The organism is Affinirhizobium helianthi, from assembly GCF_042680945.1.
GTDB classification, from domain to species: domain Bacteria; phylum Pseudomonadota; class Alphaproteobacteria; order Rhizobiales; family Rhizobiaceae; genus Neorhizobium; species Neorhizobium helianthi.
The window spans coordinates 412,444-435,372 of record NZ_JBHUEQ010000003.1; the positions used below are offsets into that span (position 1 = coordinate 412,444).

The window sequence follows — 22,929 nt, forward strand, 5'->3', positions numbered from 1 at the left end:
GAACCCTCAGCCTTTAACAGGCTGACGAGTAATGAAAAGATCATGCCTTTGTGAAGGCAGGGAACCGAGAAGACAGGCAGATGGAAGAGATTGTTATTCGCCGAGAAAGCCCACGCCAAGACGGGGTGCTGCGTCTCCTAGCCCTGTCGGATGCCTATGCCGCCTCCCTCTATCCGGCGGAGAGCAACCATATGCTGCCCATCGAGGAATTGGAGATGGCAAACGTCTCTTTTTTCGTGGCCAGAAGAGGCGAAGAGATCTTGGGCTGCGCATCTCTGGTGCGCTCGAACGACGATACCAGCGAAATCAAGCGCATGTACGTTGACGAAGCCGCACGTGGGCTGCGCCTCGGAAAACGGCTTCTGGATGCGTTGGAGGCCGAAGCTCGGCACCACAGAGTTTCAGTGATGCGGCTTGAGACCGGCATCTATCAGCCTGAGGCAATCAATCTTTACCGCAAGGCCGGTTTCGTGGAAATCGAGCCTTTCGGCTCCTACAAGCTCGATCCCCTCAGTATTTTCATGCAGAAGAGCCTCGGTTAAGGCGTTTTCGCCTTGGCTGCATCTGCAGGTGGTTGAGCGGCTTCCGCGCTTGCGATCTCCACGAGGTCGGGTCCGCTTGAAAGCTCGATCTCACGCATCCATTCCCGCCAGATGGCGACGAGCAATGCCATCAGGACTGGCCCAATGAACAAGCCCAGGAAGCCGAGCGTCTTAACGCCGCCAACAAGGCCGAAGAAGGTTGGCAGGAAGGGCAGCTTGATCGGCCCGCCGACAAGCTTCGGCCTTATGGTCTTGTCAACGATGAAAAGCTCAACAGCCCCCCAGACAAAGAGTGCGACGCCCGCAAACAGAGAGCCGCTGGCGACCAGATAGAGAGAAACCAGGGTGAAGGAGAGGGGTGCGCCACCTGGGATCAGAGCCATGACACCCGTAATGACACCCAAAGTGACATGCGATGGGACGCCGGCAATCCAATAGGCGATACCAAGCACGATACCTTCGCCAATCGCAATCAGCGTCATGCCGGTAACGGTCGAGGAAATGGTGGCCGGTACAACGCGGGAAATCCTCTCCCAGCGTGAAGGCAGAATGCGCTCGCCGAGCATATCCATCTGTCGCGCAAAGGAGGCGCCATCGCGATAGACGAAGAAAAGCGCGATCAGCATGAAAAGAAGCGTGAGCAACAGATGAAAGGCACCGTCGCCCGCTGCAATGACGGCGCGATAGATATTGCCGATATTGGCGCCACTGACGAGTTGCACCAGCTCGCCTATGGCACCGGGTTCACCGATATGGCGTTCCCATTGCAGTGAGAGCCAGTCGCCAATTATGGGAAGCTGCACGATCCAGACGGGCGGCGGTGAGCCGACCCGATTGATCTGAATGGTCCAGCCAATCCAATCCCTCAACTCGCCAATCGCGTAGCTGAGAGCGATGCTGATGGGAATGATGATGAAACTGAGAACGCAGATGATCGCGATTGTTGCGCCGATTGTCGTATTACCGCCAATTCGTCGCAGAAGATCTTTGTAGAGTGGCCAGCTGGCAAAGCCGATGACAAGTGCTGCAAGAACCGGAATCACAAAGCCGTGAAAAAAATAGATTCCGGCGAATACGATGAGCACCAGAAGCCAGCGTGCTGCGGAAATCGATGGGATCAACGCCATGCGCATGGGTGCAACCGGCCCGAGCCAACGCGGTTCTGCCTTAGGTTTTTCAGTATTACGCACGTTTCACTGTCATCCCTGTTCGCACCTTCTGTTCACCCGCATATAGGGGAAAGAAGGCGTCACTTTTAGCTATAACGGAAATTCAACCTTGCCGTAAGGCGCAGATGCGCTACAAATAAGACCGTCGTCAACTTAGCATCTTCCCTAAAATGTCCCCATCGGCACGCCGCTTCCTTCTGCGGGAGCGCACATCAACTCATCATGCTGCCGTGGACGCGGCTGTCGGATCGTTCCAAACACTGGAGCAATATCAGACCTATCTCCTAGGGCTGCTTGCCTTCAGGCAGCCGCTGGAGCAAAGCCTCGTTCGTGCGACATGGCCAGATCCGTTCGGTGTATGGCGTCCGGCCCCCATCAGCCCGCTTATCATAGCCGATATGCGTGATCTTAATGTAACTGCCGTACATCAACATACGAATATTTCAGAGGCATTTGATCTGGAAACTCTGCTGGGTGCGCTCTACGTTCTGGAAGGCTCATCTCTGGGGGCACGCATTTTGTATGTGCGCGCCAAAGAGCTAGGATTAAACGAAGAATTTGGCGCCCGGCATCTGGCGGGGCAGGCACACTCCGATGGCTTCAGGAGATTTCTTGAAATTCTCGATGCTGCGCCGAACGTCGATATGAACAAGGTTGTCGAGGCGTCCAGATCTGCTTTCGGTCTGGCAGAACGCGCCTTCCAAGGAAACTGTGAATGCATGATGCCCCGACGGTCGATCTGACGAATTGCGACCGAGAGCCGATCCATATTCCTGGGAGCATTCAGGCCCATGGCGCGCTTCTGATGTGCGATGGCAGTGGAGGCGTTATCCTGCGTCACTCCAGCAATATCTCCAGCTTTCTGGGCGTTCCGGAAAATCTTGTCCAACTGAGGCTGGAGGATGCTGTTGGCTCTGATGTTGCGCATACGCTGCGCAATGCGCTGGCAACAAGCGATGATCCTTCACGCTCCGCGCTGCGGCTTGGCCTATCCCTGCCGGCAGGGCTCTTCGATGCTGCCGTTCATCGCACGGAGCAGGGTGCGATTATCGAATTCGAACCAAACGCCATGCAATCTGATCAACCGCTGGAAACTGCGCGGATGCTGATCAGCCGCATTCGTTCCATTTCCAGCATTGACGAGCTGGTTGAAAAATCTTCCCGCCTCATTTTCGCGATGCTTGGTTATGATCGCGTCATGATCTACCGCTTTGAGCATGATGGGGCTGGCAAGGTGGTCAGTGAACACAAGCGGCGGGATCTTGAGAGCTTCAAGGGCCAGTATTTCCCGGCAAGCGATATACCCAAACAAGCTCGCATTCTTTATCTGAAAAACACCATTCGCGTGATTTCGGACGCCAGTGACAAGCGCGTATTCCTCGTGCCGCCGCTTCGTGAGGACGAGCCGCCTGTCGATCTCTCCTACGCGCATCTTCGCAGCGTCTCATCCATTCATTGCGAATATCTACGCAATATGGGCGTGGCTGCTTCCATGTCGATTTCGATTGTGGTGGACGGAGAACTCTGGGGGTTGATCGCCTGCCATCACTATTCGCCCCGCGCGCTGGCCATGCAGCAGCGCGTTGCAGCGGAGATGTTCGGCGAGTTTTTCTCGCTTCACCTCAGCGCACTCAAGCAAAAGCAGATCTTGGATACGGCGCAGAGCGCACGTCGTTCGCTGGATCGTCTGCTGCAATCAGCGTCGCAAACTGCCGATATCAGCCAATTGCTACGCGGTTCATTGCTGGAGTTTTCCCGCATCATGCCGTGTGATGGCGTGGGTCTGTGGCTGGACGGCGCATGGACAGGCCACGGTGCGGTGCCACCGCTCACACTCATACCCAATGTCGCCGAACTGGTGGGGCAGGTTTCTAACGCAAGGATATGGGCGACGGACCAGCTTTCCCTTCACTTGCCAGAAGCCGCGACCTTTGCGGTCGATGTGTCCGGTCTTCTCGCAATTCCGCTGTCTCAGAGACCAAAGGATTATCTGTTCTTCTTCCGACGGGAATTGGTGCAGACGCTTAATTGGGCCGGGAACCCGGACAAGACCTATGAAAGCGGCCCGATGGGAGACCGCTTGACGCCGCGCAAGAGCTTCGCGATCTGGAAGGAGACTGTGCACCTGAAAGCGCAGCGTTGGACGGACGGAGAACGCGAGATTGCAGATGCCATCCGGGCAGTTCTCGTAGAGGTCATCCTGCATCACAACGAGCTGCTGGCCGACGAGCGCGGCAAGGCCGATGTCCGGCAGCGGATGCTGAACGAGGAGCTGAACCACCGCGTCAAAAATATCCTGGCGGTCATAAAGGCGCTGGTTGGTCATCCGGTCCGGGAAGGCCGTGATATTGGAGAGTATGTTGCCACGCTTAAAGGCCGCATCCAGGCGCTTTCATTTGCGCATGATCAGGTGGTGCGTGGCTCCGATGGTGGATCTCTGAAGGATTTGCTGGAAGCAGAGCTGAAGCCCTATTCCGGCGAGCATCGGACAGTCAGACTGACCGGGGCAGACCTATGGCTCGACAGCCGCGCCTTTTCCGTCATGGCTTTGGTCCTGCATGAGATGTCGACCAATGCAGCCAAGTATGGCTCGCTGTCGGAAAGCGGTGGCCATCTCGATATCCAATGGCATCGGCTCGAGACCGGCGATCTGGAACTGACTTGGAAGGAAACGGGTGGTCCGCCTGTCAGCAAGCCGTTGCGTGCAGGCTTTGGAACGATACTGATCGATCGGAGCATCCCTTACGAATTGGCGGGCGAAAGCATGATCAGTTACGATCTGGAAGGCCTTTCGGCGCGTTTCGTCATTCCCGCCAAGCACGTGCAGGGCGGCGACGACCCCGAACCATCCGACCAAACCGACCTGAATGCTGCATCAACGCGCGAGATCATCGATCTGCTGGCCAATCTCGAATTGCTGCTGGTGGAAGACCAGATGCTTGTTGCGGCGGATGTTGAACTGATGCTTGCCGAAAACGGTCTGTTGAAGGTGACGACGGCGCCATCTGCGGATGAGGCGCTGCGCCGCCTGAAAGGTTTCACGCCTGATGTCGCGATATTGGATGTCAACCTTGGCAGCAGCACATCTCTGCCCGTTGCAGAAGAGCTGGTGCGTCGTGGCGTGCCCTTCGTGTTTGCCACCGGCTATAGTGATCGCTCCATCGTGCCTGCAAGCTTCGCCGCTCCCGTCGTACGAAAGCCTTATGAATCTGCCGCGCTGATGAGCGCTTTACTGCGTGTTCTGGCGGCGAAAGATGCAACGAAATAGGGCGGCATTGAAGCCGCCCGTTCCGATCAAGCCGGTTGAACGGCGATGCGCTAGATGTCCAGATTATCCGCGAACGCCGCCCGCTCCTGAATGAAGCGAAAACGGGCGTCAGCCTTCGTGCCCATGAGGTTGTCCACAGCCTCACGCGTGCCTTCGAAGTCCACCTCATCGATTGCCACGCGAAGAAGCGTGCGCTTGGCCGGATCCATCGTCGTTTCTTTCAATTGCTGCGGCATCATTTCGCCGAGACCTTTAAAGCGGCCGATTTCCACTTTCTTGCCTTTGAAAGTGGTTGCCATCAGTTCGGCGCGATGGGCGTCGTCGCGGGCATAAACCGTTTTTGCGCCTTGGCGAATGACGTAGAGGGGCGGAACGGCGAGATAGAGATGGCCTCCCCGGATCAACTCCGGCATTTCCTGATAGAAGAAGGTAATCAGCAGCGAGGCAATGTGGGCACCGTCCACGTCCGCATCCGTCATGATGATGATGCGCTCATAGCGCAGATCCTCTTCGCGGTATTTGGTGCGCGTGCCACAGCCAAGCGCCTGGATAAGGTCTGCGATCTGCTGGTTGGCGGAAAGCTTTTCGCGGCTCGCACTACCAACGTTCAGGATTTTTCCGCGCAGAGGCAAGATAGCCTGATTGGTGCGGTTGCGTGCCTGTTTCGCGGAGCCGCCAGCCGAATCGCCCTCGACGATGAAGAGTTCCGCACCTTCTGCCGTGTTCTGGGAGCAATCCGCCAGCTTGCCGGGCAAACGAAGTTTGCGCACGGCTGTCTTGCGGTTGACTTCCTTTTCCTTGCGTCGGCGCAACCGTTCTTCGGCACGCTCTATCACCCAATCCAGCAGTTTCGCCGCTTCCGCAGGGTTGCCTGCAAGATAATGATCGAAGGGGTCTCTCAGTGCGTTTTCTACGATGCGCTGGGCCTCAACAGTTGCCAGCTTGTCCTTGGTCTGACCGACAAATTCAGGCTCGCGAATGAAGACAGACAGCATGCCGACAGCGGAAATCATCACGTCATCGGTGGTGATATCCTTTGCGCGCTTGTTTTGCGTCAGTTCGGCGTAGTTTTTAAGGCCCTTCAGCAAGGCAATGCGCAGGCCCGCCTCGTGCGTGCCACCTTCGGGCGTCGGAATGGTATTGCAATAGGAGTGGATCTGCGGATCGCCCCCATACCACGTCACGGCCCATTCCAGTGCACCGTGCCCACCCGTTTTCTCGGTACGCCCGGAGAAGATCTCGCGGGTCACCGTGAAGTCCTTGCCGAGTGTGGCTGCCAGGTAATCCTTCAAGCCGCCGGGAAAATGGAATACGGCCTTTTCCGGAATCTCGCCACCTGGGGTAACAATGCCCGGATCGCAGCTCCAGCGAATTTCCACGCCGCCAAACAGATAGGCTTTGGAGCGGGCCATGCGGAAAATGCGCCCCGCATCGAACCTGGCATGTTCACCAAATATCTGCGGATCGGGATGGAAGCGAACCCGCGTGCCGCGACGATTGTGCACATCGCCCAATTCTTCCAGCCCGCCCAGCGGAATGCCACGCGAAAAGCGCTGGCGATAGAGTTTGCGGTTCCGCGCAACTTCCACTTCGAGCAGATCTGAAAGGGCATTGACCACCGATACGCCAACGCCATGCAGGCCGCCCGAGGTTTCATAGGCTTTTCCGTCGAACTTTCCGCCCGCGTGCAGCTTGGTCATGATGACTTCAAGCGTAGACTTTCCCGGAACCTGTGGGTGCAGCTCAACCGGAATGCCGCGGCCATTGTCCGAGACCGTCAGGAAGCCCTGCGTATCGAGGTGAACCTCGATGAAATTGGCGTGTCCAGCAACAGCCTCGTCCATCGAGTTATCGATGACTTCGGCAAACAGGTGATGAAGCGCTTTTTCATCGGTTCCGCCGATATACATGCCGGGGCGCATGCGGACGGGTTCCAGCCCCTCAAGAACGCGGATCGAGGATGCATCGTAGTTTTCGCTGGATGCGGAAGGCGGCACTGCCGGGGCTGCAGCACGAGCGGGCGGCGCTTTTGGCGCACCTGCTGACGGTTCAGCCGCAGGCTTGGGTGCAGTTTCCGGAATGCTGGCGAAAAGGTCGTTGGTGTCGTCCATTGTGTCCGTACATCTTGCCTGTGGTCAGGGCATCAAGCGTATTAGGAATGTGCCGGTTCAAGCATCCCGTGGCTATCGAATCGCCTGCGAGTGTGCCAGATAAACGGCTTTTTCGCGATGCCTTGCGTCAATGCGCATGGTTTGGAACAGGATGTGCGCTGCCTAGGCCCAATAGGCAAGTCGGCGCGTGACGAGGAAGTGGATGAAGCCCTCCATGTCCACAGATCATTTGAAAAATCGCGTGTTGGGCGGGCTTTTCCTGCTGTTGTCCGCGCTTTCGGCCAGCGCGCAGGATGGACCGATTCGGCCCTTCAAGGATGAATTGTTCTCGCAGCAGACAGTTTTGCGCAGCGAGGACGACGGTGCATTCCAAGTCCTCGACTATCAGGAGATGAGGGACATCAATGGCCGTGACGAGGAGCCGGAGAGGCGGGTGAAACCGGCCTATGTCGATACGCGTGTCCGCGCCCAGCAGGTCAATGAAACCCTGACCCTGGGCACCAGCCGCATGGAAGTGATGCGCGTTGGCAAGCAGACCCAGGCCAGCTTCACGGTGATTTTCATTCATGGTCGAGGCGGTGACAGAAGATTGGGTGCCAACGACTATTCCTTCGGCGGTAATTTCAATCGCCTGAAGAATCTGGCGGTCCTCAACGGCGGTGCTTATTATGCGCCATCGATCCGCAGTTTCGATGCAAAGGGCGCCTCAGATGTTGCCGCTCTGATTCGTTACGTTTTCGAGCTTTCCAGCGGTCGGCCGGTGATTTTGGCCTGTGCCTCGATGGGCAATTTCATTTGTCAGAACATCAGTCGTGACAAGGAGGCTGTCCGCTACCTCAAGGGGTTTGCCATTATGGGCGGGCCTGCCGATCCGGGGTTTCTGACGACCCCGGCTGCCAGGTTGAAGCTGCCTGTCTATTTTTCCCATGGAAGTTCGGACAGCGTTTATGCCGCCGAACCGCAAATTTCTCTCTACAAGAAAATGCGCGCGGCAAAGTATCCGACCATTTTCCGCCTGTTTGAAACGGGTGGACATGGGACACCGATCAGAATGAGTGATTGGCGCGAGATCTTGAACTTTCTTCTGACAGCCGGTTGATCCGCAAGCCGCATTCTCTTAACCAGAGTTTAGGCCCAGCCGCGCCTGTTTGCAGGAAGAAACGGTTGGGAAGGGGGCCTTGAACGCCCCGAGGTTTCGGAAGGGCGGCACCTCATGGATGTGGGGGTCGGGAGAGCGAAGGGAAGCAAAGCGAATGACGCCGGATGTTCGCCCGCTTGTAGCGGGAAATTGGAAGATGAACGGCACGAGATCCTCTCTGGATCAGATCAAGGCGATTTCCGCAGGTGTGACCACACCTCTTGCGGAGAAGGTTGATGCATTGATTTGCCCGCCTGCAACGCTGCTTTATGTCGCGACGGCCTTGTGCACGGACAGCCCCTTGATGATTGGTGCGCAGGATTGCCATCAAAATCAATCCGGCGCGCATACAGGTGATATCTCCGCCGAAATGATTGCAGACTGCTTCGGCACCTATGTCATCGTTGGCCACTCGGAGCGCCGCGTCGATCACGCAGAAACGGATCACCTTGTGCGGGCAAAGGCAGAAGCTGCTTTCGCCGCAGATCTGACCGCCATCGTCTGCATTGGCGAAACGGCTGATGAGCGCAAGGCTGGCCAGACCCTCGAAATCCTCAAGCGTCAACTGTCCGGTTCCGTGCCGGATTCTGCCACCCCGGAAAACACAGTTATCGCCTATGAGCCGGTATGGGCGATTGGCACGGGCCTCACGCCGACGGTTGAGGATGTGGAGAAGGCACATGCCTTCATGCGTGAAGAGCTGGTTGCGCGCTTCGGCGAGCACGGCAAGAAGATGCGCATTCTCTATGGCGGCTCCGTAAAGCCTGGCAATGCTAAGGAACTGATGTCCGTGGCCAATGTGGATGGCGCGCTGATTGGCGGCGCGAGCTTGAAAGCTGCCGACTTCCTCGCCATCTACGGCGTCTATGAAGAAATCGCGAAGTAAAATGCATCGAAAGTGAGGGGCAAGGCGACTTGCCCCTTGGAATGCTGGTCGGGCTGAGCTAAAGGACCGCCAAAGCTTTTTTGTATGCCGCAGCACTTCTCGTGCAGGACTGGACTGATATGCAGACCGTATTGATCGTAATTCATCTCATGATCGTGCTGGCGCTTGTGGGCGTCGTGCTGATCCAGCGTTCGGAAGGCGGCGGCCTTGGTATTGGCGGCGGCTCCGGCTTCATGTCGGCACGTGGAACGGCCAACGCATTGACGCGCACAACCGCGATCCTGGCCACGCTGTTTTTTGTGACATCGCTCGTTCTTGGCATTATGGCGCGCCATGAATCCCGTCCGACGGATATTCTGGACCGCATCCCCGCCAACCAGCAGGGGCAGGGCAATGGCATTCTGGACTCGCTTGGTCCGGCGCCTTCGCAGCCCGCTGGTAATGGCGCAGCTCCAGCAACGGGTGCTCCGGCATCTGGCGGTGCGGCAGCTCCTGCCGATCCGTCTTCTGTTCCAACCGGCAACTAAGCCCGGTTAATGCTTAAACCTCCGGCAGGCCGAAAGCCTGCCGGTTTTCTTTTGTGCAGATTCCACAGTTTTGACCATCCTAAAGAAATTTTGGGCTGGCGGAATCGATCGTGAAAAGGTATCCGGTGACTCCCATGGCGCGATATGTATTCATCACAGGCGGCGTGGTTTCTTCCCTTGGAAAAGGAATTGCGGCTGCAGCCCTCGGAGCCTTGCTACAGGCCAGAGGTTACCGGGTTCGGCTACGCAAGCTGGACCCTTATCTCAACGTTGATCCGGGCACCATGAGCCCGACTCAGCACGGCGAGGTCTTCGTGACCGATGACGGCGCTGAGACGGACCTCGATCTGGGTCACTACGAACGCTTCACGGGGCGTTCGGCCACCAAGACCGATAACATCACCACCGGTCGTATTTACAAGAACATCATCGACAAGGAACGCCGCGGCGATTACCTCGGCGCGACCGTGCAGGTCATTCCGCACGTCACCAACGAGATCAAGGACTTCGTTGTTGAAGGCAATGACGATTATGATTTCGTGATCTGCGAAATCGGCGGGACCGTCGGCGATATCGAGGCTATGCCTTTCGTGGAAGCCATTCGCCAGTTGGGCAATGAACTCCCGCGTGGTTCAGCCGTTTACCTGCACCTCACCCTCATGCCTTACATCCCCGCGGCGGGCGAATTGAAAACCAAGCCGACGCAGCATTCGGTGAAGGAGCTGCAGGCGCTCGGTATTGCACCGGATATTCTGCTTGTGCGCGCGGATCGCGAAATTCCGGAAGCGGAACGCCGCAAGCTGTCGCTCTTCTGCAATGTTCGCCCTTCTGCCGTGATTCAGGCGCTCGATGTGGCCAATATTTATGATGTGCCAATGGCCTATCATAAGGAGGGCCTTGATTCGGAAGTGCTTGCAGCCTTCGGTATCGAACCTGCACCAAAGCCGCGGCTTGATGCATGGGAAGAGGTTTGCAACCGTATCCATACGCCGGAAGGTGAAGTTACGATTGCCGTTGTTGGCAAATATACCGGGCTGAAGGACGCCTATAAGTCGCTGATCGAGGCACTTCATCATGGTGGCATTGCCAACCATGTGAAGGTCAAGCTTGAGTGGATTGAGTCTGAAATCTTCGAAAAGGAAGATCCAGCCCCTTACCTCGAGAAGGTCAACGGCATTCTGGTGCCGGGTGGCTTTGGTGAGCGCGGCGCGCAAGGAAAGATCAACGCTGCACGTTTCGCGCGCGAGCGTAAGGTTCCGTACTTCGGTATCTGCTTCGGCATGCAGATGGCCGTGCTGGAAGCAGCGCGAAACCTCGCTGGCATTGAAGAAGCCTCATCCACCGAATTTGGCCCTGCCAAGGAGCCGGTTGTCGGTCTCATGACCGAGTGGGTGAAGGGCAATTCGCTCGAGAAGCGTTCGTCTGCTGGCGATCTGGGCGGAACAATGCGTCTTGGTGCCTACAAGGCAGCTCTGAAGCGTGAGACCAAGATTGCGGAAATCTACGGCTCGACGGATATTTCCGAGCGCCATCGCCATCGTTATGAGGTGAATGTCGCCTACAAGGAGCGTTTGGAAAGCTGCGGTTTGATCTTCTCCGGAATGTCGCCCGACGGCCTTCTGCCGGAAACCATTGAATATGCCGACCACCCCTGGTTCATCGGCGTTCAGTACCACCCGGAATTGAAGAGCCGTCCGCTGGATCCGCACCCGCTCTTCTCGAGCTTCATTTCGGCGGCGCTGGATCAGAGCCGTCTGGTTTGATGGTCGTTTGAACTATCGAATTGAAAGCCCGGGATTTTATAGTTCCCGGGCTTCTTGCATCTCAATCGCGTGGGTCAGGCTCTCCGCTTCGTCCAGTCACCTCTGCATAGGCTGAAAGCGCACGATCGCGGGCCTGTGCGTGGTTCACTATCGGATTGGGATAGGTTTTCCCCAGTGTCACGCCCGCCCTGGCAAGCACCTCCCTTGGTGCTTCAAACGGCTTGTGAATGTACTTTGTCGGCAGGTTTGCGATCTCCGGCACGAAGCGGCGCACGTAGTCGCCATCGGGATCGAACTTTTCACCCTGAAGGATGGGATTGAACACGCGGAAGAACGGAGCTGCATCAGCACCGGAGCCAGCGACCCATTGCCAGTTCGCGGCATTGGAGGCAGGGTCTGCATCCAGCAGCGTATCGTGAAACCACTCTTCACCCTTGCGCCAATCGATCATCAGGTCCTTGATGAGGAATGAGCCTGTGATCATTCTTACGCGGTTATGCATGTAGCCGTGACGCCAGAGCTGGCGCATGCCTGCATCGACAATGGGATAACCTGTCTTTCCCTTTGTCCATGCTTCAAAGGCTATCTCGTCGAACGTCCATGGGAAGGCGTCGAAGCGATCATTCCAATTCTTCTCGCCGAGCTTCGGAAACGCCACAAGCAGGTGATAGGAGAATTCACGCCAAACCAGTTCCTTCCGGAAATGTATGACATGCTCTGTCGCTTCCAGCCCACGTGTCGCATGCCAGATTCGGGCGGGAGAAATCTCGCCAAAAGCGAGATGTGGCGAAAGCAGGGATGTCGCGTTCCCGAGACCCGGAAAGTCCCGATCCTTTTTGTAGGTGAGAACGGGTTTTTCCAGAAAGCTTTCCAGACGCTTCATCGCGCCCGCTTCGCCTGGCTGCCAAAGCTCGGCAAATTCTTCGGCCCAGTTTGGCCGATCGGGTAGAAGGTGCCAATCGGGCAGTTCTTCGCTCTTCGGAAAGTGCGGCGGGGCAGGGATAGCCTCAGGAGCACCAACGGGTTCGCGAGGATCGCCGTCCCGCTCCAATGCGCGCCAGAATGGCGTGTAGACGCGGTAAGCGCCGCCGGAGCCGGTCTTCATGGTCTCCGGATTGTGGAGGATCTGTCCTTTGAAGCGCTTTACGTCCAGTCCTTCTGCGCGAAGGGAAGACGCCACATCCAAATCCAGCGCGTCCCGTTCGTAATGCCGATTGAAGAAGATGCAGCTTGCGGAGGTTTCTTTCGCGATGCGCAGCAGAACATCACTAGCTTGGCCAGATGCCAGCGTCAGGCGGTTTCCCCGCTCGTTGAGCGATTTGTTGAGGGCTTCCAGAGAGTGGTGTAGCCACCATTCTTGCGCGCCGCCAATCGCAAGATTGCCCTTCAGTGGCTCTCTGATATACACGCAGACAATTGGGCGTCCGGTTTGGATTGCCTGTAACAGCGCAGCATGATCATCCATCCTGAGGTCTCGCCGAAACCACAGGATGACGGGCGGTTCGGATGAGGTCATTACGCTGGCACTCCACTTCACATTCCATCGTGTGAATTTACGCGTGCTGCCAGCCACTGGATCATCTAGGCATGCCGCGCAGAAGGATGATGGGGCAGGGGGCGCCGGCTGGAAGTTCCGGCGCATGCGGTGGCCGAACGATCAGGCAATCGGAATGCGCAAAGATCTTCATCATCGATGAATCCTGCTTCTCGAAGACCTCTGCTATCAGCGTTCCGTTGTTATCACGACCAAGTCTGGCTCTCAGATAGTCCTGTCGCTGATCATTGGCAGCCAGTCTGGATGCCGAGATAGCCTGCGAAGCACGAGAATGCACCTTGCGGCCCGCAAGTTTGGCAACAACAGGTTCAAGAAAAAGCGTCCCGCATACGAGGCTTGCAACGGGATTTCCGGGAAGCCCCAGCACCAGCATCTGGCCGAGTGAGCCGACCATAAGCGGCTTGCCGGGGCGCATGGCGATGCGCCAGAAATCCAGTTCCATGCCCTGCGCCTTCAGGCTTGCCTGCACCAGATCATGGTCTCCCGCGGATGCGCCGCCAAGCGTCACGAGAATGTCTGCTTTCTCATTCACGGCCAGTGCGATGGCGGATTCAATTTTATCCTGCGCATCTGGAACAATGCCAAGATCCAAGACAGTGCCGCCCGCTTCGCGCACCAGAGATGCGATGCCAAAGGTATTGGACGCAATGATTTGCGAGGAATTCAAAGTGCTGCCCGGCGGGACCAGTTCATCCCCCGTCGCCAGGATTGCCACGCGCGGTTGGCGGATAACCTGCAGCTGCGGGTGGTTCATGGCAGCCGCGACCGTCAGATGCGAATAGTCCAGCAAAGTGCCGGCTTTCAGAACGACTTCCCCTTCCTGGAAGTCCTGGCCACGCGGCCGTATGTGTCTTCCCTTCGTGACCGGAAACCTGGTGCGGATGCGGTTTCCATCGAGCCGTTCCGCATCCTCCTGAATGAGCACAGAATCTGCCCCTGCCGGTACCGGAGCGCCGGTGAAGATCCGCACGGCCTCACCTTCACCGACGGTGCCATCGAATGCACGGCCTGCGGCGGCTTCACCTATGACAATAAGCTCGGAGCCGACCACGGGTGCATCGGCGGCAGCGAGCGCATAGCCATCCATGGCGGAAGCGTTGAAGGGAGGCTGTGTCAGGCGTGCAGAAAGATCAGCGGCAAGCACTCTACCCGTGGCTCGGTCAAGGCCGACCAATTCCGCGTCGCTTACCGGATGTGCCCGATCAAGCAGGCGACCTAGCGCCTCTACCACAGGGAGAAGGTTCGTTGCCATGCTGCCTCACCTTTGGCGGCTCCAGTCTCCTGATTTGCCGCCACTCTTTTCCAAAAGACGAATTCCGCCGATTTCCATGCCCTTATCCGCAGCCTTGGCCATATCGTAGATCGTCAGGCACGCAATGGAAGCGGCAGTCAACGCTTCCATTTCGACGCCGGTTTTGCCAGTCAGCTTTGCGGTTGCGGTAACTCGTAAACCCGGAAGGTCGTGATCCGCTTCAATTTCCACGGAGACCTTGGTCAACATCAAAGGATGGCATAGCGGGATGAGGTTGGCGGTTTGCTTGGCAGCCATGATGCCAGCGAGACGTGCCGTACCAATCACGTCTCCCTTTTTGGCATTTCCCTCAAGGATGAGAGTGAGTGTATCCGGCTTCATGCGGATGACGCCTTCGGCAACGGCAACGCGCACCGTATCAACCTTCTCGCCCACATCAACCATGTGGGCTTCACCAGTCGCATCGATATGCGTCAGCCGCTGCTTACTTTCAGTCATGCGGCCGCTTTTCCTTGAAGGAGGAGTTGTGTCGCAGCTGTCACATCGGCTTGACGCATCAGGCTTTCACCCACCAGGAAGGTGGTTATACCGCTCGCTTCAAGGCGCTTGCAATCTTCATGCGTGAATATGCCGCTTTCGCCAACAAGTAGCTTATCCTGCGGTACGAGCGACGCGAGCGTTTCGCTGGTCGATAGGCTGACCTCGAAGGTGCGCAGGTTGCGGTTGTTGATTCCGAGAAGCGGAGATGTGAGCTTGAGAGCGCGCTCCGTTTCTTCCGCATCGTGCACCTCGATCAAGACGTCCATTCCCAGCGAATGGGCCTCGTCTTCCAGGCGCTTTGCATCGTCGTCAGAAAGCGATGCCATAATGAGCAGAATGCAGTCTGCGCCCCAGGCGCGTGCTTCGTGCACCTGATAGACGTCGAACATGAAGTCCTTGCGCAACGCGGGAAGCGAGCAGGCCTTGCGTGCAGCGGTGAGGAATTCGGGCGCACCCTGGAAGCTTGGCGTATCCGTCAGCACGGACAGGCACGCCGCGCCGCCTTTTTCATAAGCTTCTGCAAGGGCAGGCGGATCGAAGTCCGGGCGAATGAGGCCCTTCGATGGGCTTGCTTTCTTGATTTCGGCGATCAGACCAAAAGAGCCTTCGGCCTGCTTTTTGCGAAGCGTCTTGTAGAAACCGCGGGGCGCGTCCTGCTCGCGCGCCATCGCTTTCAGATCGTCAATGGAGATGCGGGATTTGGCCGCGGCAATCTCCTGGAGTTTGTAGGCTTCAATTTTTTTAAGAATGTCGCTCATAACGCTTTAATTATCCTCATTTGAGATCGCGACAAGCTTATCCAGAACCGCAGCCGCATGGCCGTTATCCAAAGAGGTCGTCGCCAGTATCATGCCTTCCAACACGTCAGCAGCCTTCCCGGCGATCACCAGTGATGCTGCTGCATTGCAAAGCGCGATATCCCGATAGGCATTACGTGCGCCCGAAAGCACATCGCGCAGCGCACGAGCATTGACCTCTCCATCGCCGCCTTTCAACTCATCAAGAGTTGCGCGTGCCACGCCAAAATCCTCTGGCGTCAGTACGAAGTTTCGAATGGTGCCGTTTTCCAGCGCGCACACCTGGGTTACGCCGGTGGTGGTAATCTCATCCATGCCATCGCCGTGCACAACCCAGATATTTTCCGAGCCCAGATCCCGCATGACATGAGCAATAGGTTCCAGCCATTGTGGGGAGAAAACGCCCAGCAACTGGCGTTTTGCGCCTGCGGGATTGGAAAGCGGACCCAAAAGATTGAAGATGGTGCGAGTGCCAAGCTCAACGCGGCTTGGACCGACATGCCGCATGGCAGCATGATGCACCTGGGCGAACATGAAGCCAATGCCTGCTTCGGAGATGCAACGGGCGATCAAATCCGGTTGAATATCCAGCTTCACGCCGAGCGCCGCCAGAGCATCTGCCGTTCCGGATTTGGAACTCAAGGCACGATTGCCGTGCTTGGCCACGCGAACGCCCGCACCAGCAACGATCAGTGCAGCCAGAGTGGAGATATTGTAGGTTTTCAGCCCATCTCCCCCGGTACCGACGATATCCATCACATCATCTGGCGCAGCGACGGGCAGCATTTTTGAGCGCATGGTGGAAACAGCGCCTGATATTTCATCGACCGTTTCCCCGCGAACGCGAAGCGCCATCAAGAAACCACCGATCTGAGAGGGGGTGGCTTCGCCCGACATGAGAATATCGAAAGCGGCACGTGCATCCTCTTTCGAAAGTGGCTCGCCTGTCGCGATTTTGGCGATATAGGCTTTCAAATCAGGCATGCGATTGGCCCCCTCTGGTGATCACTCAGCGCGCGATGGCTTGGTCAGCCAATGTCTGATTGATCGTCACACCGTAGTCACTTTGCAGCTTCACAACCATCTGATCCAGCAGGTCGTCGCCAGCGGCACGGGCAATCTGCGTGATTTGCTCATCACCCGACGACAGAGGGGCCGCCGGAGCCTGCTGAACATTCTTGACGTGCATCAGAATGCGGGATTCACCATCGGCGGCCTGAGCAACGGCATTTACACCGTTTGGACCGGAGAAAGCAGCCTTCGCGGCTTCAGGGCCAAAGATAGCGTCAGTCGACTGGCGGCGAAGCCCGCTCTTGTTCTCAACCGTCAGCCCAAGTTCTGCGGCAATGGTTTCAAGCGTTTCGCCCTTGTCCAGGCGCGCCTTCAAATCTTCAGATCTGGCGGCCAATGCCTGGCGCTGCTGCTCTGCTGTCCAATCGGCCACAGCCTTCTCGCGCACTTCGCTCAAGCTGCGCTCCCGCTCCGGAATGATTTCGCGCACGTCGAACCAGACATAGCCATCATTGCCAAGATTGCCGGGAAGCGCTTCCGCACCGACATCAGTACGGAACACGTCCTGCACAAGCGTTTCTGCGGCAGGGAGGGCAACGGATTTGCCTTCAGCGTCGAGCCCGGTGCGATCCGTGGTCACGGTGACGGCCTTGAGCTTAAGTTGCGCGGCAGCTTCCTCAAGGGAGGAACCGGAACCACGCAGGTCCTCGAAGCGATCATGAACAGCCTGAACATCCTGAGCCGCAGCCGCAAGCGCCAGGGTTTTGCGAATGTCTTCCTTCACGTCGTCGTAAGACTTGGTTGTTTCGGGGCGAATATTGGTAACGCGCAGCATGACCGGGCCAAAAGCGCCCTGGACAATACCCGTCGTGCCGCCTGAAGCGCTGACACCGAATGCAGCATTGGCAATGGCAGGATCGGGGATCTGATCCTTGGTGAAGTCGCCCAGCATGACGTCGCTCGCAGACTTGCCTTGATCGGCAACCAGCTGATCGAAGGTCAGCTGCCGTTCCTTCATCTGCTGAAGCGCGGCATCGGCCATTTCCTTGCTTGGAAAGCTCAGCTGCTCAACGGTGCGGGTTTCCGGCGTCCGGTAGCTATCCTTGCGGCGGTCATATTCGGCACGAACCTGATCTTCCGTCACGGTTGTCGGATCAGCGACATCCGATGGCTGCAGGGTCACATAGGCGAAGCGGCGAAGCTCCGGCGCACGATAGCGCGCCTTCACGCCCTGGAACCAGCTGGCCAGAACCTCTTCGGTCGGGGCTTTGATCGGGTCGATGTTCGCATTGGAAAGCACGATGTAATCCACATCACGGCTCTCATCGCGGTATTGTTTCAGAGCGTTCACCAGCACCTGCGGCGGCTGGAAGCCATCTGCAATGGCATCCACCACCTGGCTTCGGACAGCAACCTTGCTGCGTTCGTTGATGTAGTCCTGCTCTCTCAAGCCGGCGTTACGAAGACGCGCGCTGAACAGGGTGCGGTCAAACTGGCCATCATTACCGCGGAAGGCAGGATCTTCTGCGATGAGTGCCGCCAACCGATCCTGAGAAAGACCCAGGCGCATATCGGCGGAAAGTTCATCCAGTGCGGCACCGGCAGAGAGCTGCGAGAATGTCTGCTGCTCAACGCCGAATGCGCGTGCCTGTTCGCTCGTCAGCTGGGTTCCGAGCTGACGGCTGATCGCGCCAAGCTGTCTCTGGTAGGCGAGCCGGAATTCCTCTGGAGAAATCTTCTGACTTCCCACCGTCATAACGGAAGTGTTGGTCCCGCTGAACATCGATGCGGACACGCCCCAAATGGCGAAGGAAACCACAAGAAGCAGAAGAAGCAATTTCGCGACCCAGGAGCGGGCAGCGTTTCTAAGCGTATCAAGCATCGACCGACATTACCTTGCAAAACCGTGCGAAAGCCGCCTCACGGCGGGTCTGAAGTTTGTCTCTAGAACAAACCGCAAGGGAATTGAAGGTATGGGAGGTCAAAACAAACGTGAGAATGCTGCGGGAAACCGTTAAAAAGCGGCAGAGCCGGATCAAATCAATCGACCCCAGGCGGGATTCCACTGCACGCCTTCTGACAGTGCTATGAAAATCGGGCGTTTGCGATCACCGCGATTCTTGTTGTCTGCCATGCGAAAGGCGTCTTCCGGCTGCATTTCCTCTCCGGGGAAAATCTCGTCTTTCTGGCCCGGTTCACCGATCTGGCGAATGTATCCCCGGATCTCGCCGCCGGAATGATAAAAGCGAATAATGAAGCAGCCGGGCGATGGCTCTGCATGATGATAGGCATAGTAGGTTCGCATTTCAGCCTCCGGTTCTGTGTCTGTATTTCTGACCATTGCGACCCGATTTTGTTCCGCCACTCTGGCCAATCGCTTGCTTTCGCAGTAGGAAAGAGCCGGAACGAAGGTAGAACATGACACGCAGAGCTGGCAGCGCGGATCTACCGCTTCATGGCGGGCGCGTGCCCCACTGGCTGGGGCAGCGGATGACGCGCCTTGGTGCCTTGATCACTGAAGCCATCGTGCATCACTATGGCCGTGACGAATTTCTGCGGCGCCTTGCAAATCCCTTCTGGTTCCAATCCTTTGGCGCGGTCATGGGAATGGACTGGCATTCTTCCGGCATCACCACCTCGGTCATCGGCGCGTTGAAGAAGGGGCTTGCCCCCATGGCAGGTGAGCTGGGACTTCATGTCTGCGGCGGGCGGGGCCAGCACTCACGCAAAACACCCGATGAATTGTTCCTCATCGGCGAACGCGTCGGTTTTGACGGCCTAGCTCTTGCACAGACGAGCAGGCTGGTTGCCAAGGTTGATAGTGCCGCTGTCCAGGATGGTTTCGACCTTTACCTGCATGGTTTCATTGCCGCTAGCGACGGTAAGTGGGTGGTGGTGCAGCAGGGCATGAATGGCGAGCGCCGTCAGGCGCGACGATACCATTGGATGTCTGAGGGATTGAAAAGCTATTTCGATTCGCCGCATAGCGGTATCGAGGGGCATCAGCAGGGTGAAATCATCAACCTTGCAGACAGTCGCGCCGAAAGATCCCGCGCGGCACAGCTCGAACTTCTCTCAGACCTTGGCCCGGATCGGCTCTTGCGCGAAATTGCCGCCATTCGTGCCGAAACGGCAGTGCCGGTGGCGCAGCCGCTCCTTCCGCACCTGATCATGCCGGATCATCATGATGTTCGCGAGAAAGATGTGAACATGCGGCGGCTTCATGGCGCTTTGGCTGCCGCTGCGGACAGAGGCCCGAAGGATTTCAGCGATCTGATTTTGACGCCGGGAGTGGGCGCGCGCACCGTCGAAGCTCTGGCCCTTGTTTCCGAAGTTGTGCACGGCGCGCCATGCCGTTTTTCCGATCCGGCGCGTTATTCGTTGGCTCATGGCGGAAAGGATCGGCATCCATTCCCGGTCCCGCTAAAAGTCTACGACGAAACCATTCGCGTCATGAAGTCTGCCGTGCGAAAGGGCAAGCTTGGGCAGACGGAAGAGCTGGAGGCATTGCGGCGGCTCGACCATCAGGCAAGGATGATGGAGCGATATGTCACCGGGCCTGATCTGAAGGAGTACGTGGCCGGAGAGTTTCGAAATTCACCCGATTATGGCGGAAGAAGCGTTTTCGGTTGGGAAGCGGACCTACAGTCTTCCGGGCAAATTGACGAGCGGAAGCTCAAGCCACGGGACTGACATCACCATTCCTTCGCAGATCATTTTCCTTTTTGGCTTCACTCTTGCCCTTGTTTGCGCGGAAAACTGCCTCCCCGATCAACGAGATGGGCAGGGCGATGAAGAAGGGAATGAAGAAATAGATCACACGGAACGCTATCAGTGCTCCGATAGTCGCCTGTTCTCCCATCACATGGCGTACCGTTACCTCAAGCACACCCAACCCACCCGGCGCATGCGTGACCAGGATTGCGATATTGCCTAGCACGAAAGCCGTTGCGGCCTTCAGGTAGCTCACATTCTCGCTGGCCTGCATCAGTTCCATGAGGCATGCGGAGACGAGCGCAAAGTTGACTGTGCCGATGACGATCTGTGCGATGGCCAATCGGGCTGTCGGCATCTTGAATGTCCATTTGCGGATTTTGACTGGCGCACGCAGGAATGCCGCAGCCAGCACATAGGCGACCGTTGCCAGGAGCAGCGCTAGGCCGAGAATGAGAACCGCCGATGGCGCAATCCGCAGGATTTTGGCCGTGTCCGCCGGGTTGAGAACCATCACAAGCCCGCCAAGAGCCAGCAAGCCAAGGCCGACGGTCACGCCCGACAGAAGCACGATTTTCGCTACATCTTCCGTCGAAAGCCCCCAATGCGCGTAGTAGCGGTAGCGGATCGCTCCGCTGCTGAGGCCTGCGAGGCCAATGCTTTGTCCAAGCCCAAGGCTGACGAAAGAGGCAAGGGCGATCTTGGGGTAGGGCAGGTCACTTTTCACATATCGGACGCCTGCCCAGTCAAATCCGGTGAGGCAGAGATAGGAGCCCGCGCAATAGAGCATTGCCAGAAGCAGATTGCTCCACGGGATGGCTTTAACGGATTGAACAATCTCATCCCAGGTGAACTGGCTTAAGCCGCGATAGAGAAGATAGCCTGCTATTGCAAAGCCGAAGATCATCGTTCCATAGGTGAATATGCGCTTGGAACGGCTCATCGCGTGGCCTTCGCCTGAATTGGCAGAGCATTCGAACGATGAAGAAAGTGCAGTGTGAAAGGCGGTCTCGAACCGGCCATAAGATAATCCCCCGGATGATCCGCGCTAACGCACGTCACCAACGCTTTGTTCCCATTGGAGAGGGGATGTCTCCCGCCAAATGAAGCCGGCGGAAGACAAATCGTTATCAGTCCTCGTCAGCCGCCATCTGCGACAACACTTCGCCACGGCCGCGCGCGCGCAGAATAAGTGGTACGATGAGAGCGAGGGCTGCAATGGTGAGCAATACAGCAGCGATGGGCGAGGTGAAGAGAACCGTGAAGTCTCCCTGGCTGATCGCCAGGGCACGGCGCAACTGCTGTTCAGCCAGCGGGCCAAGGATCAGGCCAACCACGACTGGCGCAATCGGGTAACCGAAAACGCGCATGACGTAGCCGAGCACACCGAATGCCAGGAGCATGCCAAGCTCGAAGACCGAGGGATTGGCGCCAATGGTGCCAAGGGTCGCGAAGACCAGAATTCCGGCATAAAGCCACGGCTTCGGAATCGTCAGCAGTCGAACCCAGAGGCCGATGAGCGGAAGGTTAAGCACCAGCAGCATGAAGTTCGCGATCAGCAGTGAGGCGATAAGGCCCCAGACAAGCTGCGGATTGGTTGCGAAAAGAAGTGGTCCGGGCTGCAGACCGTATTGCTGGAAACCAGCAAGCATGATCGCCGCTGTCGCCGTTGTGGGCAGGCCGAGCGTAAGCAGAGGAACCAATGTACCAGCCGCAGAGGCGTTGTTGGCGGCTTCCGGACCGGCCACACCTTCAATGGCACCATTGCCGAACTCTTCCGGATGCTTCGTCAGTTTCTTCTCTGTTGCGTAGGAGAGGAAGGTGCCGATCTCAGCACCGCCTGCCGGCATTGCTCCAATGGGAAAGCCAATGACGGTGCCGCGAAGCCAGGGCTTCCAGGAACGCGCCCAATCGGCTGCACTCATCCAGATAGAGCCTTTGACCGCCTCAACCTTATCCGGCGCAAGGTTGCCCTGTGCCGCAATATAGAGCGTTTCGCCGATTGCAAACATTGCTACGGCAAGCGTGGTCACTTCCACGCCATCGAGAAGGTCCGGAACGCCGAAGGCAAGACGCGTCTGTCCCGTCAGCTGGTCGATGCCGATCAGCGAAAGCGCAAGGCCAATGAACAGCGAGGTCAGGCCGCGCAGGGTAGAATCGCCGAAGGCAGAAGAAACGGTGATGAAGGCAAGAACCATCAGCGCAAAATATTCACGCGGCCCGAAGACGAGCGCGAGTTTCACGATATAGGGCGCGATGAAAGCAAGACCGACCGTGGCGAGCAATCCGGCAACGAAGGAACCGATGGCAGCAGTTGCCAGTGCCGGTCCGCCGCGACCGGCGCGGGCCATCTTGTTGCCTTCCAGCGCAGTCACGATGGATGCGCTTTCTCCGGGTGTATTGAGCAGGATGGAGGTGGTGGAGCCGCCATACATGCCGCCATAGTAAATGCCTGCAAACATGATGAGCGATCCGGCCGGATCCAGCTGATAGGTGACAGGCAGAAGGAGGGCGACGGTGAGGGCAGGGCCAATGCCGGGAAGAACGCCGACGGCAGTTCCCAGTGTTACGCCAATCAGGGCGTAAAGCAGGTTCATGGGCTGCATGGCCACCACGATACCCTGCATGAGGAATTCGAAAGTGCTCATTGGCAATG

At 57.3% G+C, this 22,929-nt stretch carries 19 protein-coding genes; 8 read left to right on the forward strand and 11 right to left on the reverse strand.

The window, feature by feature from the left end; genetic code table 11:
- Positions 1 to 80 precede the first annotated feature (80 nt).
- Positions 81 to 542 (forward strand): GNAT family N-acetyltransferase, encoded by a 462-nt coding sequence (locus ACFSE1_RS02520; protein ID WP_377396070.1) that lies wholly within the window; start codon positions 81 to 83, stop codon positions 540 to 542.
- Here ACFSE1_RS02520 and ACFSE1_RS02525 read toward each other — a convergent pair.
- Positions 539 to 1,675, reverse strand: coding sequence for an AI-2E family transporter (locus tag ACFSE1_RS02525; protein WP_377396575.1), 1,137 nt, complete (start codon positions 1,673 to 1,675; stop codon positions 539 to 541). The genes ACFSE1_RS02520 and ACFSE1_RS02525 overlap by 4 nt on opposite strands.
- A gap of 434 nt (positions 1,676 to 2,109) precedes the next feature.
- Between ACFSE1_RS02525 and ACFSE1_RS02530 the strand changes: the two genes are divergently transcribed.
- Together ACFSE1_RS02530 and ACFSE1_RS02535 are read left to right on the forward strand one after the other, a co-directional pair.
- Positions 2,110 to 2,454: a biliverdin-producing heme oxygenase gene (locus tag ACFSE1_RS02530; protein WP_377396073.1), complete on the forward strand. Its 345-nt coding sequence runs from the start codon at positions 2,110 to 2,112 to the stop codon at positions 2,452 to 2,454.
- Positions 2,427 to 4,979 carry an HWE histidine kinase domain-containing protein gene (locus tag ACFSE1_RS02535; protein ID WP_377396076.1) on the forward strand — a complete coding sequence of 851 codons (2,553 nt, stop codon included), beginning with the start codon at positions 2,427 to 2,429 and terminating at the stop codon, positions 4,977 to 4,979. Before ACFSE1_RS02530 ends, ACFSE1_RS02535 begins: the two co-directional genes overlap by 28 nt.
- A gap of 50 nt (positions 4,980 to 5,029) precedes the next feature.
- Here ACFSE1_RS02535 and parE read toward each other — a convergent pair whose 3' ends face one another.
- On the reverse strand, positions 5,030 to 7,090 hold the full coding sequence (gene parE / locus ACFSE1_RS02540) for a DNA topoisomerase IV subunit B (RefSeq protein ID WP_377396079.1): 2,061 nt from the start codon (positions 7,088 to 7,090) through the stop codon (positions 5,030 to 5,032).
- A gap of 214 nt (positions 7,091 to 7,304) precedes the next feature.
- Here parE and ACFSE1_RS02545 point away from each other — a divergent pair, with 214 nt between their 5' ends.
- From ACFSE1_RS02545 to ACFSE1_RS02560, 4 genes are all read left to right on the forward strand, one after another.
- Complete coding sequence (locus ACFSE1_RS02545; protein ID WP_377396082.1) at positions 7,305 to 8,189, forward strand: alpha/beta fold hydrolase; 885 nt, start codon at positions 7,305 to 7,307, stop codon at positions 8,187 to 8,189.
- Between the two features lie 154 nt (positions 8,190 to 8,343).
- Complete coding sequence (gene tpiA, locus ACFSE1_RS02550; protein WP_377396085.1) at positions 8,344 to 9,114, forward strand: triose-phosphate isomerase; 771 nt, start codon at positions 8,344 to 8,346, stop codon at positions 9,112 to 9,114.
- A 119-nt stretch (positions 9,115 to 9,233) separates the two neighbouring features.
- Positions 9,234 to 9,641, forward strand: a complete 408-nt coding sequence (secG, locus tag ACFSE1_RS02555) for a preprotein translocase subunit SecG (RefSeq protein ID WP_377396088.1) — start codon at positions 9,234 to 9,236, stop codon at positions 9,639 to 9,641.
- Positions 9,642 to 9,766: 125 nt separating this feature from the next.
- Positions 9,767 to 11,404, forward strand: a complete 1,638-nt coding sequence (locus ACFSE1_RS02560) for a CTP synthase (RefSeq protein WP_377396577.1) — start codon at positions 9,767 to 9,769, stop codon at positions 11,402 to 11,404.
- A gap of 61 nt (positions 11,405 to 11,465) precedes the next feature.
- On the opposite strand, the gene ACFSE1_RS02565 is transcribed toward ACFSE1_RS02560, so the two are convergent.
- The 7 genes from ACFSE1_RS02565 to ACFSE1_RS02595 form a co-directional block, all read right to left on the reverse strand.
- Positions 11,466 to 12,920, reverse strand: a complete 1,455-nt coding sequence (locus ACFSE1_RS02565) for a cryptochrome/photolyase family protein (protein ID WP_377396091.1) — start codon at positions 12,918 to 12,920, stop codon at positions 11,466 to 11,468.
- 61 nt (positions 12,921 to 12,981) lie between these two features.
- Positions 12,982 to 14,211: a molybdopterin molybdotransferase MoeA gene (locus ACFSE1_RS02570; protein WP_377396094.1), complete on the reverse strand. Its 1,230-nt coding sequence runs from the start codon at positions 14,209 to 14,211 to the stop codon at positions 12,982 to 12,984.
- A 6-nt stretch (positions 14,212 to 14,217) separates the two neighbouring features.
- Positions 14,218 to 14,709 carry a cyclic pyranopterin monophosphate synthase MoaC gene (gene moaC / locus ACFSE1_RS02575; RefSeq protein WP_377396097.1) on the reverse strand — a complete coding sequence of 164 codons (492 nt, stop codon included), beginning with the start codon at positions 14,707 to 14,709 and terminating at the stop codon, positions 14,218 to 14,220.
- On the reverse strand, positions 14,706 to 15,509 hold the full coding sequence (gene trpC, locus ACFSE1_RS02580; protein WP_377396100.1) for an indole-3-glycerol phosphate synthase TrpC: 804 nt from the start codon (positions 15,507 to 15,509) through the stop codon (positions 14,706 to 14,708). Before trpC ends, moaC begins: the two co-directional genes overlap by 4 nt.
- Before the next feature lie 6 nt (positions 15,510 to 15,515).
- Complete coding sequence (trpD, locus tag ACFSE1_RS02585; protein ID WP_377396103.1) at positions 15,516 to 16,532, reverse strand: anthranilate phosphoribosyltransferase; 1,017 nt, start codon at positions 16,530 to 16,532, stop codon at positions 15,516 to 15,518.
- Positions 16,533 to 16,557: 25 nt separating this feature from the next.
- Entirely contained in the window at positions 16,558 to 18,441 is a 1,884-nt protein-coding gene (locus ACFSE1_RS02590) for a peptidylprolyl isomerase (protein WP_377396106.1), read from the reverse strand.
- 153 nt (positions 18,442 to 18,594) lie between these two features.
- Positions 18,595 to 18,864: a hypothetical protein gene (locus ACFSE1_RS02595; protein WP_377396109.1), complete on the reverse strand. Its 270-nt coding sequence runs from the start codon at positions 18,862 to 18,864 to the stop codon at positions 18,595 to 18,597.
- 113 nt (positions 18,865 to 18,977) lie between these two features.
- On the opposite strand from ACFSE1_RS02595, the gene ACFSE1_RS02600 reads away from it, so the two are divergent.
- A complete protein-coding gene (locus ACFSE1_RS02600; RefSeq protein WP_377396111.1) occupies positions 18,978 to 20,252 on the forward strand; it encodes a DUF763 domain-containing protein in 1,275 nt (424 codons plus the stop codon).
- Here ACFSE1_RS02600 and ACFSE1_RS02605 read toward each other — a convergent pair.
- Complete coding sequence (locus tag ACFSE1_RS02605; RefSeq protein ID WP_377396114.1) at positions 20,236 to 21,216, reverse strand: lysylphosphatidylglycerol synthase transmembrane domain-containing protein; 981 nt, start codon at positions 21,214 to 21,216, stop codon at positions 20,236 to 20,238. The genes ACFSE1_RS02600 and ACFSE1_RS02605 overlap by 17 nt on opposite strands.
- A 187-nt stretch (positions 21,217 to 21,403) precedes the next feature.
- Entirely contained in the window at positions 21,404 to 22,921 is a 1,518-nt protein-coding gene (locus ACFSE1_RS02610) for a tripartite tricarboxylate transporter permease (RefSeq protein ID WP_377396117.1), read from the reverse strand.
- Between the last annotated feature and the right edge of the window lie 8 nt (positions 22,922 to 22,929).